We start from the raw sequence: 14,629 nt of genomic DNA on the forward strand, positions 1-14,629 counted from the left end.
CGGGCTGACCGCTGGCGCCCGCGACGGCGATCTGACCGGCCACGGCCGAACCCACCCGGGTCCGTCCCGCGACACACCGATCGGCCGCCACCGCCGCCCGTGACCCACCCACCCGGCTCGCACCTGCCCAACCGATACCGCTCTGGTGATCAAGAGGTTTGGTCACGGCAGGGAGATCGAACTCGACCCAAACCTCTTGATCGACATCGGAGGCCAGGGCCGGAGAGCACGGGAGCCGGGCGGGCGGCGCAGGGTGTTGGTCAGGGGAGGCGGGTCTCCAGGACGCCGTTGACGACGCGGGTCGGCAGGATCTGCTGGTCGTTGCCGGACGGGCCGTGCACGACCTCGCCACCGTTGAGGCGGAACGCGCTGCCGTGCCACGGGCAGACCACGCACGCGTGCCCGTCGATCTCCTGCACCTCGCCCTCGCCCAGCGGGCCGCTCTGGTGCGGGCAGCGCTCCAGCATCACGGTGACCTCGTCGCCGTGCCGGTAAAGGATCACCGAGACGTCGTCGACCTCCCGGGTGATCAGCTTGCGCTCCGGCAGGGCGGCCATGTCCGCGATCGAGTGCCAGCCGTCGCTCATCCGGTGCAGCTCGGAGATGCTCTGGTTGACCTGCGCGCCCTGCTTGTACGCCAGGTGCCCGCCGAGGTACGCGCCCATGCTGGCGGCGCCGAGCCCGAGGAAGCCGAGCGTACGGCCGAGGTTGTGCCGGCCGGTCATCCGGGCGGCCACCGAGCCGGCGTAGAACGCCAGGCCGACGCTGTTGGAGGCGGCGTGCACCAGGCCGACCCGGCGCTGGTCGCGGGCCAGTGCCGCCCAGTCGTTGAGGCCGGCGACCGCGGCCGGGAGGGCGCTGACGGTGCCCACCGTGCACAGGGTGGTGGCGGCCCGGCGCTGTCCCGGCATGAGGTCCAGCACCGCCGTGCTGATCCACGCGCCGACCGGCACCTGCACCATCGCCGGGTGCAGCGGATGGCCCAGCCAGACGCCGTGCAGCAGGTCGCGGACCCGCTGCGGTCGGAGGGTGGCCTGGACGGCGCGCTGCAACCGGTCGCCAACCCGGTCCAGGCCGGATGCCTGCTCGATCTTCGTCAAGAGTGCTCGCACCCGTACCGACTTCCCGGCAGGAGCCGCCGCAAACCGGTCGGCGGTGACGGATCCGCAGCCGTACGTGATCGGGCCCCCGCAGGCCCGTAACGGGACGCCCTCACCGAGGTCAGCGCTCCCGTGCCGCCCAGCGGTCGTGGTGGATCGCGTCGGCCAGCGGGCGCTTCTGCCGCCAGCCGTGCCGGGCCAGGTCGGGTACGGGCTCGAAGTGGGTGACCGGCCCGAGGCAGAGCCACGCCACCGGCCGGATCCCGTCGGGGATGCCGAGCAGCTCGGCGAGCCAGGGCTCGCGGTAGAACGACACCCAGCCCACCCCGAGCCCCTCGGCGGTGGCGGCGAGCCAGAGGTTCTGGATGGCGAGGCAGGTCGAGTAGAGCCCGGTGTCGGCGATGGCGTGCCGGCCGAGCACGGCGGGGCCGCCCCGGGACTGGTCGTGGGTGACCACCACCGACAGGGTCGACTCCAGGACGCCGTCGATCTTGATGCGGGCGAACCGCTCGGCCGCCTCCCCGTCGAGCGTCGCGGCGAACGTGTCCCGCTCGGTGCGGACGTGCTCGTGGAACCGGCGGCGCAGCTCCGGGTCGCGCACCAGGACGAAGTCCCAGGGCTGCGAGTAGCCGACGCTCGGCGCGGCGTGCGCCGCCGCCAGCACCCGGTCCAGCGTCTGCTCGGGCACCGGCGCCCCGGTGAACTGGGCGCGGACGTCCCGGCGGCGGTGGATGACGTCGTACAGATCCAAGGCAGGCTCCCGCTGCGCTCGGCCCACGCCACACCTGACGCGGGCACCGGACGCGAGGCCGGTCTTCGGACTCCCGGATCGACGCCTGGCCGTCCGCCTTCCCGGCCCGGGCGGGCCAGTGGCTGCGCGTACGCGTGGACGGTGGCTCCCCGGTCACCGCGGCGGGCCCGTGCCGGATTCGCACCGGCTTCCCGATTCTCCCCGCTCGCGCGGGGCACCTCACATGATCGTGCCATCGGGATGCTAGCGCCGCCCGGCCCGTCCCGGTCCGGCGGGCAGCGCGGTGCACCCGCGGCAGTGGAAATCCGGTCGCGGGCCGCCCGCCGCGGTACCACTGTGGTCCGGGTGTACGCACTCTCCTCCCGCCCGCTGCCGGCCGGTCGACCGGCGACCCGACTGACTCTCGCGCTGGGACAGCCCCGGGCCGTGCCGCCCCCGTTGCTGATGCTGCTGGGCATGCTCTCCACCCAGGTCGGGGCGGCCGTCGCCAAGCAGCTCTTCGGCAGCACCAGCGCCGGCGGTACGACCACGTTGCGGCTCGGCTTCGCCGCGCTCATCCTGCTGGTCCTGGTCCGGCCGGGGCTGCGCCTGGGCTGGCGCACCGCCGGTCTGGTCGGGGCGTTCGGGCTGGCCCTCGCGGTGATGAACCTCGCCTTCTACGCGGCCCTGGAACGGGTGCCGCTGGGGGTCGCGGTCACCATCGGCTTCGCCGGGCCGCTGCTGGTGTCGCTCGCCGGCAGCCGCCGGCTCGCCGACGTGGCGTGGGCGGCGCTGGCCGGCGGGGGCGTGCTGCTGATCAGCGGGCTCGGCGGGACGGGGGTGGACCGGCTGGGGCTGCTGTGCTGCGTGGCCGTCGCGGTCGGCTGGGCCGCCTACGTGCTGCTCGGCAAGGCGGTCAGCGCCCGGGTGCCGGGCAGCCGGGGCCTCGCGCTGGGGATGGCGGTCGCCGCGCTGGCCGTGCTGCCCTTCGGGGTCGCCGGCAGCGGTACGGCGCTGCTCGACCCGTGGACCCTCGCGCTGGGCGCGGCGGTGGCGCTGCTGTCGTCGGTGCTGCCGTACTCGGCGGAGATGGCGGCGCTGCGCCGGATGCCGGCCCGGGTCTTCGCGGTCCTGCTCAGCCTGGAGCCGGCGATCGGGGCGCTGGTCGGGCTGGCCCTGCTCGGCGAGCTGCTGGCCTGGCCGCAGGCGGTCGGCGTGGCCTGCGTGGTCGGCGCCGCGCTGGGCGCCACCCTGGTCCGCCCGGGCCGGTCCGCCCCGCACTGACGCCTGGCGCCGCCGGCACCGCCGGGGGCATGCTGTCGCAATGGGGGTACGCGTCGAACGCGCCGCGGCGGTGACCACGGTGATCCTGGACCGCCCGGCGGCCCGCAACGCGGTCGACGGGCCGACCGCCCGGGCGCTGGCCGACGCGTTCCGCGCCTTCGAGGCCGACCCCGACGCCTCCGTGGCCGTGCTCTGGGGGGCCGGCGGCACGTTCTGCGCCGGGGCCGACCTGAAGGCCATCGGCACCCCGAGCGGCAACCGCGTCGAGGCGCAGGGGGACGGCCCGATGGGCCCGACCCGGATGACGCTCAGCAAGCCGGTGATCGCCGCGATCTCCGGTCACGCGGTTGCCGGCGGGTTGGAGCTGGCGCTCTGGTGCGACCTGCGGGTGGCCGAGTCCGACGCGGTGCTCGGGGTGTTCTGCCGGCGCTGGGGGGTGCCGCTGATCGACGGGGGCACGGTCCGGCTGCCTCGGCTGATCGGCGAGAGCCGGGCGATGGACCTGATCCTCACCGGCCGGCCGGTGCCGGCCGAGGAGGCGTACGCCATGGGGCTGGTGAACCGGCTGGTCGGGCCGGGCGAGTCCCGGGCGGCGGCCGAGCGGCTGGCCGCCGAGCTCGCCCGGCACCCGCAGACCTGCCTGCGCAACGACCGGGCGGCGCTGCTCGCCGGCGCCGGCCTGCCGGAACCGGCGGCGCTGGAGGTGGAGCTGGCGTACGGGATGGAGTCGCTGGCCGCCGACGCGGCGGCCGGCGCGGCCCGGTTCGCCGCCGGCGCCGGCCGGCACGGCACCCCGGCCCACTGACCGGGCCGAGGCCCGACCAGCGCGACCCGAACGACGGGTCGGGCGGTGCGGCCACCGGATGTCCGGTGACCGCACCGCCCGAAAGATCGGCCGCCGCCCGGGGCGACCGGGGTGGGTCAGTTGCGGTTGATGGTGAACGTCGAGGTGGTGTTCTGGATGTCCACCGCGTTGTTGCTCAGGCGAAGGTTGTTGAAGGTGACCGACCCGACGGCCGGGCCCTGCCCCGACTCCGGCATCGGGTTGGCCCAGATGCCGAAGCCGGACTTCGCGTCGTAGGCGTCACCGCTCTTGCGGGCGCCGCTGATGGAGACGTTGGTGAAGACCGTGTCGGTGATCGGGAACTGCGGCTGCCCACCCACGTAGTTGGTCTGGAACATGATGCCGCTGTAGGTCGGGTCGACGATGTCGACGTCGCTGACCCGGATGCCCTGGAACACCTTCGAGGCGGAGAAGACCCAGATCGCCGGGAAGGTCTGCGCGCCCCAGAAGTGCCCGCCGGCTCGCACGATCGAGATGTTCTCGAACCGCGTGGGCGGGCTGGCGCCGAAGCCGTTCATCGGGTAGCCGAAGTCGAGCGAGCTGATGGTGATGCCGGAGTAGACCAGCGTGTCCGCGATGTAGATGTTGCGGAACGTGTTGCCGTAGCCGCCATAGACGGCCACGCCGGCGGCCCGCCAGGTCAGGGTCGAGGTCAGGTTCTCGTAGATGTTGTCCTTCATGTCCGCGCCGCCCGCGTCGATCGCCGAGAACAGCGCGAAGCTGTCGTCACCGGTGGCCCGGGCGTCGTTGTTGCTGACCAGGTTGTTGGTGCTCCCGTTGGTCATGTTGATGCCGTCGGCGAACATGTTCCGGATCCGGGAGTTCTTGATCGTCATGTAGTCGGTGTTCGCGCCCCAGTAGAGGCACACCATGTGTTCGTTCCAGATGTTGTCGATCACGATGTTCGACACGTTGGAGAAGTCGAACACCTTGCCCGGCCCGTCGATCCGCGACGTGTAGTTGCCGAAGTAGGCGAAGTTCGCGAAGGACGATCCGGCCGCCGAGTTCTCGGCCCGGAAGCCGATGTCGGTGTTGTCCTGGCCGGACGGCGCGTTGAACCGGGTGTACCAGGGCCCGGCGCCGGTCACCTTGACCCCCTTGCCGTACACCTGGAACTTCGACGCGGTGGAGTAGTTGCCCGCCGGCAGGTACACCCCGACGAGGTTGCCCGTGGTGTCCATCCGCACCCGGTCCAGGGCGTTCTGCACGTCCTGGTGCGTGAAGCCGGTCGGCGTGGTGTAGCGCGCCGGGTCCGGGTTCGCGATCGGCGCCACCTGCTCGGTGTTGATGAAGTCGATGGCGTACGTGGTGGTGTTGGCCGGGTCCTTCTGGAGCCGGATCCGGCTGCCGGCCGGCACCGTGGAGTTGAGCATGACGTTGGCTTCGTCGTAGATGTGCCGCGGTCCGCCCGCGCTCGGCGAGTTGCCCGGGCTGGCCTCGTTGCCGTAGAGCCAGGCGTACCGGGACGTCAGGTCGATGGCCTTGTGGAAGCTGCCGTTGACGTAGACGTTCAGCGTCGAGTTGATGCCGCCGCCGCCCGGGGCGTCCGGGATGGAGAAGCGGGTGACCAGGGTGTTGGTGCTGGCCCGGGTGGTCCACTCGACGTAGCTGCCGGTCGAGTTGAGGGTCACCGCCCGCCGGCCGGACGCCTCACCGGCGAGGTCGCCGACGGTCCGGTTCGGCCCGACGACGCTGGCGCCGCCACCGACCACGCCGTCCTCGGCCTCGTACATGTCGTACGGCATGTTGGCGCCGCGCCCCACGAAGAGCGCGCGGTCGCTGGTGTTGTTGGCCTGCTTGACCGGCAGCTCGTTGCCGTCGGCCGCGAGCACCACCCGGACGGTGTACTTGCCGTTCGCGGCGGTCCAGGTGCCCAGGTTGACCGGGCCGACCGTGGCCCCGGCGTTGATCACGCCGGAGTACGAGCCGGTCAGGGTACGGACGACCGTGCCCGCCTCGTTGAGCACGGTGAGCGTGATGCCGTGCGCGCCGGACGCGGAGGCGATGCTGCCGGCGTTGCGGACCGACACCGAGAAGCTGACCGTGTTGCCGGCCGCCGGGGTGCCGGGCGACCAGGCAACCGCGGCGGCGACCAGGTCGGAGCTGGCGACCGGGCTGACCACCAGCGGGCTCGGGTTGGTGTAGCTGTTGTTGGTGTCGTCCTGCTCGACGACGGTGTTCGACTCGTCGACCTTCGCGCTCAGCGGGTAGCTGCCCGCGTCCCGGGTGCCGATGTTGGCGGTGACCGTGGCCGAGGCGCCGGCCGCCAGGCCGCCGACCGGCGCGGTGCCCACCCGGTTGCTGCCGAGGTAGAAGTTGACGTTGGTGGCGCCGGAGGCCGCCGAGCCGGCGTTGCGGACGGTGGCCGAGAGCGTGACGGCGCTCGTCTCCACGGGCGCGGACGGGCTGAACGACATGCCGGTCACGGTCAGGTCCGGGTTGGGCGCCGGGGTGCCGATGACCTGGAACTCGGCGATCTGCCCGGCCGGGGCGCCGGTGTTCGAGGCGATCGAGAGCCGCACGTCGGCCGCCGCGCCGGAGACCGGGATGGTCACGGTGTTGCCGCTGGTCGGGTTGAAGCTGTAGTTCGCGGCACCGACCCGGGTGGTGAAGGTCGAGGAGCCCTGGTCCCGGCCGAGCACGGTGATGTTCTGGGTACGCGCCCCCCAGGCGGAGTCCGGATTCAGCTTCAGCACGACCTGGCTGAGGCTGGCGTTGGCGCCGAGCTGCACGGTCAGCGTGCTCGGGTTGCCGTTGCCCTCCCAGTAGGTGGCCACGTTGTTGTCGTTGGCGTTGCTCGCCACGAACGTGTGCACGTGCCCCGAGGCGGTGATCGGCTTGCCGACCGCCAGGTTGGTGCCGACGGGCGGGTTGCCGGTGCCGGTCCGGGTCACGGTGTTGCTGTTCGCCGACTGGTTGCCGGCCGCGTCCTTGGCCCGGACGTAATAGGAGACCGTGGCGCTGTCCGGCTGGCTGTCGGTGTACGTCAGCGTGGAACCGTTGACGCTGCCGCGCAGCGCGCCGTTGGCGTAGACGTCGTACCCGGTCACCCCGACGTTGTCCGTGGACGCGGACCAGGCGAGCCGGATCTGCCCGCTGGCGGGCTGGGTGTACGCCAGGTTGCCCGGGACGCTGGGGGCCTGGGTGTCGGGGTTGCCGGCGGCGCCGTAGACCTCGACCTCGGACAGTTGGGCGGCCGGCCAGCCGGTGTTGCCGGTGACCTGCACCCGCACGTACCGGGTGCTGGTCGCGGCGAAGCTGACGGTGACGGTGTTGCCGGTGGCCGGGTTGAAGGTGTAGCCGCCGGACGCCTTCAGGGTGCTGAACGACGAGCCGGTGGTGGAGCCGAGCACCGACAGCGTCTGGGTGCGGGTCTGCCAGTCCGACGACGGCGGCAGCTTGAGCACCACCCGGTCGACGCTGACGGTGGCGCCGAGGTCGGCCTGGATCCACTGCGGGAACGCGTTGTTGGCGCTCTCCCAGTAGGTGTCAGCGTTGCCGTCGTTGGCGTTGCTCGCCACGTAGTTCTGGTTGTGGCTGCTGGCGCTCATGGTGGCGGAGAGCCCGGCGAGCAGGGCGGCGCGGGCGGCGGTCGCGGCCGGGTCCGCCGGTGGCGCGGCGGCCGCCGGGGTCACGGCCGGGACGGCGGTGAGGAGCAGCCCGGCGAGCACGCCGGCGAGCAGCCGTCGGTTGGCCGGGCGGGTGGACCGGGGGACGGGACGGCGCGCGCCGGTCGGCGCGGTCCCGGATCTGGTGCCGAGTCTGGACATGGGGTCGCTACACCTCTTTCGGGGGTGGGGTGCGGGTGCGTTGCCCGGCGACGGGCGCAGGGGTACGCCCGTCGTGCCGCGACAGGTGGGGGACGGTGCGGGACGGGGGTCGGGGCGGCGCTGCGCCGGGCCGCCCGGACCGGGGTGGCCCCCGCCCGGGACGGGCGGGGGCCACCGGGCTAGCTGGAGTAGACCTCGAACTCGCTGAGCTGGCCGGCGGGCCAGCTGCTGTTGCCGGTGAACGTCAGCCGCAGGTACCGCTGGCTGGTCGCCGCGAAGGTCACGGTGACCGTGTTTCCGCTGGCCGGGTTGAAGGTGTAGCCGGCGGACGCCTTCAGGGTGGTGAACGACGAGCCGGTGGTGGAGCCGAGCACCGACAGCGTCTGGGTGCGGGTCTGCCACGCCGAGGACGGCGGGAGCTTCAGCACGACCCGGGACACCGTCCGGTTGGCGCCCAGGTCCACCGTCACCGACTGCGGGAAGGCGTTGTTGGCGCTCTCCCAGTAGGTGTTCGGGTTGCCGTCGACCGTGTTGGCCGCCACGTACACGTCGGCGTGGCTGGTCTCCGCGGCCGGTCGGCCGAGCGCCAGGTTCCCGGTCGGCGGCGGCGTGGTCGGCGGCGGCGTCGTCGGGGGCGGGGTGGTGGGGCCGCCGCCGTACACCTCGAACTCGGAGAGCTGCGCCGCCGGCCAGCCCGTGTTGCCGGTGACGGTCAGCCGGACGAACCGGCGCTCGCCGGCCGGCACGCTGATCGACACCGTGTTGCCGCCGGCCGGGTCGAACGTGCGCCCGGCCGACCCGGCGAGGGTGGCCCACGAGGAGCCGTCGGTCGAGCCGAGCACCGACAGCGTCTGGGTCCGGCGCTCCCAGCCGGCGGGCAGCTTCAGCACCACCCGGTCGACGGTGCGCGCCGCGCCCAGGTCGACGGTCAGCGACTGCGGGAACGCGTTGTTGACGCTCTCCCAGTAGCTGGCCGCGTTGCCGTCCACCGCGTTCGCCGCGCCGTAGTTCTGGTTGGTGCTGGTCGCGGTCGCCGGCCGGCCCTGCGCCAGGTTCCCGCCGGTCGGGGGCGGGGTGGTCGGCGGGGGCGTGGTGGGCGGCGGGGTGGTCGGGGGCGCGGTGGTCGGCGTCGTCGTCGGGGGCGGGCTGGTCGGCCCGCCGCCCCACTGCGGCTCGGGCCACGGCCCGCAGTACGGCGTCGACGTGTACCAGCCGGAGTTGCCGGTGCCCTGGGTGATCTGGAAGCCGCTGCCGACGCAGTTGTGCATCGGGTTGGCCTGGGCGATCCCGGTGGCCCGCACGTTGGTGAAGGAGACCTGGCTGGGCGCCTGCACCTGGAGGGCGTACGTGCCCGCGCCGTCGATCCGTACGTTGTTGAAGCTGATCCCGCTGGACTGCCCCTCGATCCAGTGCAGCGCCGCGTACGAGCTGTCCAGGATGTCGGTGTCGGTCACGTTGATCGCCGCACCCTGGATGGGCTCGTTGAGCGCGGAGAACCAGATCGCGCCGACGCCGAAGCGCCAGTTGTAGTCCGAGTTGCCGTTGCGGATCAGGGTGTTCCGGGCGACGGTTATCGTCCCGGAGACGGCGGTCGGGCCGGTCACCCCGGGGTAGCGGTTGGCGACGTGGATGCCGCCGCCGTTGGTGACCGAGTCGGCGGTGACGTTGTCGGTGATCTTGATGTCCCGCCCGCCGTAGGTCACCAGGTGGTTGGCGAGGATCGTCACGCCGATCGTGTTGCGGGTGAAGGAGTTGTTCACGTTCGGCACGCTCTGCGCCCACATGGCGAGGGCGTCGTCACCCGTGTTGCGCACGAACGTGTTGGTCACCGTGGAGTTGGTGACGCCCCAGTGGAAGTTCACCCCGTCGGCGGTCTGGTCGAGGATCCGGCTGTTGCGGATGGTGAAGTTGTCCATCGGGCCGTCCATCCAGGCCCCGACCTTGGTGTGCTGCATCCAGACGTTGTCGACCACCGAGTTCGACATCGCCCCGCCGATGGCGTTGACCTGGTCGTCGTCCACCCGCTCCCGGATGTCGCCGATGATGGCGAAGTCGCGCAGCGTGACGTTGCGGCTGGGACCGCCGGCCTCGTGCGGCCGGATCTCGCCGCTGTAGCCGCCGCCGGGGACGTACTTGCCGTAGATGCCGGCGGCCCGCTTGCGGTCGGTCGGGTGCCGCCCGCCGAGCACCGAGTACCACGGGCCCGCCCCGCGCAGGGTCACCCCGTCCACGACGACGTGGTCCCAGAGGGTGAACGTGCCGGTCGGGATCCAGACGGCCCGCCCCTGGGCCCGGCCGGCGTCCACCGCCGCCTGGAACCTGGCGGTCGAGTCGGTCGCGCCGGTCGGGTCGGCGCCGAAGTCGGTGACCACGTCGAGCACGCCGGTCGGCTTCGCGATGGGCGCGCCGACCAGCTCGAAGTCGGCCAGGTCGATGGTGAACGTCGGCGACTGGGCGGTCGAGGAGACCTGGAGCCGGATCTTCGTGCCGGCCGGGTACGTGGTCCCGAACATGGTCCGGGTCTCGTCGTAGAAGTGGTGCGGGTTGGTGTCGCCCGGGTTGTTGTTGAACGGGTAGCCGCCGTAGTACCAGCCGTACCGCGAGGTGACCGGCACCGCCTTGACCAGCGTGCCGTTGGCCCGCAGGTCGATGCTGGCGTCCCGGCCGGTGCCGGCGGCGTTGTCCGGCAGGCTGTAGCGGAAGGTCACCGCGTTGGCGGGCGCGGTGAGGGTAAACTCGACGTACTCGCCCACGGCGTCGAGGGTGACGGCCTCCCGGCCGGACGCCTCGGACGGCAGCGTGCCGTAGCGCCGGTCCGGGCCGATCCTCGTGCCGGTGTGCGCGACCTCCTCCGCCTCCTGCTCGACGAACGGGACGGTGGCGCCCCGCCCCGGGATGTCGAACGGCGAGAGTCCCGCCGCGCGGGCCGGGGTCGCGGTGGTGGTCAGCGCGACGACGGAGATCGAGGCCGCCGCGAGGGCGGTTCCGGTGAGGGCGGCGAGCCCCGCGCGGATGCGGTGTCTTCGCTGGTGGTGCGGGGTGGTGTGGTCGGCCATGAGCGGCGCTCCCTTTCCTGAGGTGGCCAGGTCCCCCGTGTCGTGCGGTGCGGTGTGCGTACCTCCCTGTCGGCCTCGGTTGGCGCGGGGCCTGCGGGTGGGCGGTGCCGGCGGCCGGGACGGGCCGCCGGCACCGTCGGATCAGGCCGTCCCGGGCGTCGGGTCCGTCCCGGGCGTCGGGTCGGGCCCCGCCTCGGCGGTACGCAGCCAGACGGCGGTGTCCGGGGGCAACCGGTCGTCGTCGAGCGGCCCGCTGACCAGCAGCCGGTCGGCGTGGGGCGGCAGCGGCACCGCCGTGTCCGACAGGTTGACCAGGCAGACGAAGCCGGGTTCCCGCCGGAACGCGAGCACCCCCTCGGGGGCGGGCAGCCAGCTCAGCGCCCCGTCGCCGAGTGCCGCCTCGGCCCGCCGGACGGCGAGGGCGGCCCGGTACAGCTCCAGCATCGAGTGGACGTCGCCGGTCTGGGCGCGGGCGGTGCGGTCCTTCCAGTCGGACGGCTGGGGCAGCCAGGGTGCCGCCGTCGCGTCGTCGGGGCTGAAGCCGAACGGCGGCGTCTCGCCGGACCAGGGGATCGGGACGCGGCAGCCGTCCCGGCCGGGGTCGACCCCGCCGGAGCGGAAGTGCATGGGGTCCTGCCGCAGCTCACGCGGAATGTCCTCGACCTCCCAGAGGCCCAGTTCCTCGCCCTGGTAGACGTACGCGGCGCCGGGCAGCGACAGCGACAGCAGCGCGGCGGCCCGGGCCCGGCGGGTGCCCAACTCCAGGTCGGTGGGGGTGCCCTCGCGCTTGGCGGCGAAGCTGAACGTGGTGTCCTCCCGGCCGTAGCGGGTGACGTGCCGGGTGACGTCGTGGTTGGAGAGCACCCAGGTGGCCGGGGCGCCGACCAGCGCGTGCGCGCTCAGCGTCCCGTCGATGCTCTCGCGCAGCGCCGAGGCGTCCCAGGCGCAACCGAGGAAGTCGAAGTTGAACGCCGCGTGCAGCTCGTCCGGGCGCAGGTAGTTGGCGAACCGCTGCCGGTCCGGCATCCACACCTCGCCGATCAGTGCCCGGTCGCCGGGGTACTCGTCGGCGATCCGCCGCCAGTCGCGGTAGATCTCGTGCACCCCGTCGAGGTCGCGGAACGGGTGCGGCCGGTCCGGCAGGGTCTCGGGCAGCGTGCCGTCCTTGACCAGCAGCCCGGCCGAGTCGATCCGGATGCCGTCCACCCCGCGGTCGAACCAGAACCGCAGGATGTCCTCGAACTCGGCCCGCACCCTGGGGTGGTCCCAGTTGAAGTCCGGCTGCTCCGGGGCGAACAGGTGCAGGTACCAGTCGCCGGGGGTGCCGTCCGGGTTGGTGGTCCGGGTCCAGGTCTCGCCGCCGAACTCGCCGACCCAGTCGGTGGGCCGCTGGTCGCCGTTCGGGCCCCGGCCGGGGCGGAACCAGAACAGGTCCCGCTCGGGCGCGTCCGGTCCGCCGGCGAGCGCCGCCTGGAACCAGGGGTGCGCGTCGGAGCAGTGGTTCGGCACCACGTCGACGATGGTCCTGATGCCGAGGGCGTGCGCCTCCGCGATCAGCGCCTCCGCCTCGGCCAGCGTGCCGAAGACCGGGTCGATGTCGCGGTAGTCCGCCACGTCGTAGCCGGCGTCGGCCATCGGGGACGGGTACCAGGGGCTGAACCAGATCGCGTCGACGCCGAGCGCGGACAGGTAGTCCAGCCGCGACCGGATGCCGGCGATGTCGCCGATGCCGTCGCCGTCGCCGTCGGCGAAGCTACGCGGGTACACCTGGTAGATCACCGCTCCACGCCACCACGGACCGTTGTCTGCTCTGGACACGAGCACCTGCTTTCTGCGTCAGTGCGTCGGCGGGTTCGCCGGACCTTGATGTGTCCCGGGCGGACAGTCGTTGTCCGCCGCGGAAGGTTGCGCCGAGGGCTATCCCTTGAGGCTGCCCGTGGTGAGGCCGGACATGATGTTCCGCTGGAAGATCAGGAAGACGATGACGGTCGGGATCGCGGCGATGACCGAGGCCGCGACCACCACGTTCATGGGCGTACCGCCCGAGAAGGCGTAGATGCCGACGCTGACCGTCCGGGTCTCGGGTGACGGCATGACCAGCTTCGGCCAGAGGAAGTCCTTCCAGACCGCGGTCACGGCGAAGATCGAGACCACGCCGAGGATGGGGCGCGACATCGGCAGGATGATCGACCAGAGCGTGCGCAGCGGGGTCGCCCCGTCCATGAGGGCCGCCGCCATCAGCTCCTCCGGGATCGAGTCGAAGAACCGCTTCAGGAGGAAGATGTTGAACGCGTTCGCGACCAGGGGCAGCCAGATCGCGAACGGCGAGTCGAGCAGGTTGACGTGCAGGATCGGCAGGTCGATCACGGTCACGTACTGCGGGACGATGAGGACCATCGCCGGGATCATCAGCGTCGCGAGCATCAGGCCGAGGATCACGTTGCCGAAGATCGGGCGGAGCTTCGACAGGGAGTACGCCGCGGCGGTGTCGAGGACGAGCTGGAACAGCACCGCGCCGGTCGCGTAGTAGAACGTGTTGAACAGCAGCTTGGCGAGATCCAGGTTGTTCCACGCGTCGACGTAGTTCTGCCACTGGGGATCCCGCGGGAACAACGACGGCGGGGTCTGCGCGATCTCCTGGCCCGACTTGAGCGCGCCGGTGACCATCCAGTAGAGCGGCCCGAGGAAGACGAGCGTGAATCCCGCCACGACGACGGCGAGCAGCGTCCAGTAGATCACCCTGCCGCGCCCCCGCCTGAGCTGGGCGGCAGAGACGAGTGTCCGGGTCCCGGAGTCCTGTGCCATTCCGCGTCCGTCCTAGTCCTGTTTCGCAGTCAGCCGCACGTAGACGGCGGAGAAGCCGGCCAGCACCACGAGCATGATCACGCCGAGCGCGGCGGCGCCGTTGAGGTCGTTCTGGAAGAAGCCATGCTGGTAGATGAGGTACGCGACCGAGGTCGCCGAGTCCTCCGCGCCCGCGCCGTTGGCGAGGATCAGCGGCTCGATGAAGAGCTGCATGGTGGCGACGATCTGGAGCATCGCCAGGAGCGCGAGGATCAGCCGGGTCTGCGGGATGGTCACGTGCCGGATCCGCCGCCAGATCCCGGCGCCGTCCAGCTCGGCCGCCTCGTAGAGTTCGCCGGGGATGTTCTGCAACGCCGCCAGGTAGATCAGCACCGCGCTGCCCATGTTCATCCAGGTCGACGCGAGCACCATCGCGGGCATCGTCATCTCGGGGGACTGCATCCACTGCGACGTCGGCAGGTGCAGCGCCTTGAGGATCGCGTTGAAGAGCCCCGCGTCGCTGGGGTCGTACGCGTAGAACTTGAACAGGAAGAGCGCCGACGCCGGCGGCAGCATCACCGGCAGGTAGACCAGGATCCGCAGGTACCCCTTGGCGTGGCGGAACTCGTTGAGCAGGATCGCCACGAAGAACGGCACCACGTAGCCGAGGACGAGCGCGAGGACGGTGAAGGAGAACGTGTTCTTCCAGGCCGTCCAGAAGCTCGGGTCGGCCATGATGCGCGTGTAGTTGTCCCAGCCCACCCAGGTGGTCTCGCCGCGCCGGGTGCGCTGGAAGCTCATCACGATGCCGCGGATCATCGGGTACCAGGAGAAGACCGCGAAGCAGAGCACCGCCCCGATCAGGAACGCGTGCCCGGTGAGGTTGTCCCGCACCTTGCGGCCGAGGCTCGTACGCTGCGGCCGTACCGGGGGCGGCGGCGCGGGGCGACCCGGGGCTCTGGTGGCCCCCGGGGCGGAGATGATCGCCAAGGCAACTCCTGGTGAGTCAGTGACCGGACGTGCGGTGCGGACTTCGGTGGGGGCCGGCGCGCCGGCCCCCA

Annotated in this window: 9 protein-coding genes and 1 riboswitch; of the genes, 2 read left to right on the forward strand and 7 right to left on the reverse strand. The window is 72.2% G+C overall.

What is annotated here, in order from left to right; translation table 11 throughout:
• Positions 1 to 260 precede the first annotated feature (260 nt).
• Entirely contained in the window at positions 261 to 1,112 is an 852-nt protein-coding gene (locus ACLQ22_RS31025; RefSeq protein ID WP_425695435.1) for a Rieske 2Fe-2S domain-containing protein, read from the reverse strand.
• A 109-nt stretch (positions 1,113 to 1,221) separates the two neighbouring features.
• Positions 1,222 to 1,851 (reverse strand): 5,6-dimethylbenzimidazole synthase, encoded by a 630-nt coding sequence (bluB, locus tag ACLQ22_RS31030; protein WP_425695436.1) that lies wholly within the window; start codon positions 1,849 to 1,851, stop codon positions 1,222 to 1,224.
• A 39-nt stretch (positions 1,852 to 1,890) separates the two neighbouring features.
• A riboswitch (cobalamin riboswitch) is annotated at positions 1,891 to 2,088 on the reverse strand.
• Positions 2,089 to 2,196: 108 nt separating this feature from the next.
• On the opposite strand from bluB, the gene ACLQ22_RS31035 reads away from it, so the two are divergent.
• Positions 2,197 to 3,114, forward strand: a complete 918-nt coding sequence (locus ACLQ22_RS31035; protein WP_425695437.1) for an EamA family transporter — start codon at positions 2,197 to 2,199, stop codon at positions 3,112 to 3,114.
• 40 nt (positions 3,115 to 3,154) lie between these two features.
• The gene (locus ACLQ22_RS31040; protein WP_425695438.1) at positions 3,155 to 3,919 is read left to right on the forward strand and encodes a crotonase/enoyl-CoA hydratase family protein; all 765 of its coding nucleotides are present in this window, start codon (positions 3,155 to 3,157) and stop codon (positions 3,917 to 3,919) included.
• Positions 3,920 to 4,035: 116 nt separating this feature from the next.
• Here the strand turns inward: ACLQ22_RS31040 and ACLQ22_RS31045 are convergent, their stop codons facing one another.
• The 5 genes from ACLQ22_RS31045 to ACLQ22_RS31065 form a co-directional block, all read right to left on the reverse strand.
• Entirely contained in the window at positions 4,036 to 7,728 is a 3,693-nt protein-coding gene (locus tag ACLQ22_RS31045; protein ID WP_425695439.1) for a discoidin domain-containing protein, read from the reverse strand.
• A 179-nt stretch (positions 7,729 to 7,907) separates the two neighbouring features.
• A complete protein-coding gene (locus tag ACLQ22_RS31050) occupies positions 7,908 to 10,784 on the reverse strand; it encodes a discoidin domain-containing protein (protein WP_425695440.1) in 2,877 nt (958 codons plus the stop codon).
• A 141-nt stretch (positions 10,785 to 10,925) separates the two neighbouring features.
• Complete coding sequence (locus ACLQ22_RS31055; protein WP_425695441.1) at positions 10,926 to 12,602, reverse strand: glycoside hydrolase family 13 protein; 1,677 nt, start codon at positions 12,600 to 12,602, stop codon at positions 10,926 to 10,928.
• A gap of 99 nt (positions 12,603 to 12,701) precedes the next feature.
• Complete coding sequence (locus tag ACLQ22_RS31060; protein ID WP_425695442.1) at positions 12,702 to 13,589, reverse strand: carbohydrate ABC transporter permease; 888 nt, start codon at positions 13,587 to 13,589, stop codon at positions 12,702 to 12,704.
• A gap of 12 nt (positions 13,590 to 13,601) precedes the next feature.
• Positions 13,602 to 14,558: a carbohydrate ABC transporter permease gene (locus ACLQ22_RS31065; RefSeq protein ID WP_425695443.1), complete on the reverse strand. Its 957-nt coding sequence runs from the start codon at positions 14,556 to 14,558 to the stop codon at positions 13,602 to 13,604.
• Positions 14,559 to 14,629: the final 71 nt, after the last annotated feature.

The organism is Micromonospora sp. DT178, assembly GCF_049841695.1.
In the GTDB taxonomy this organism is placed as follows: Bacteria; Actinomycetota; Actinomycetes; order Mycobacteriales; family Micromonosporaceae; genus Micromonospora.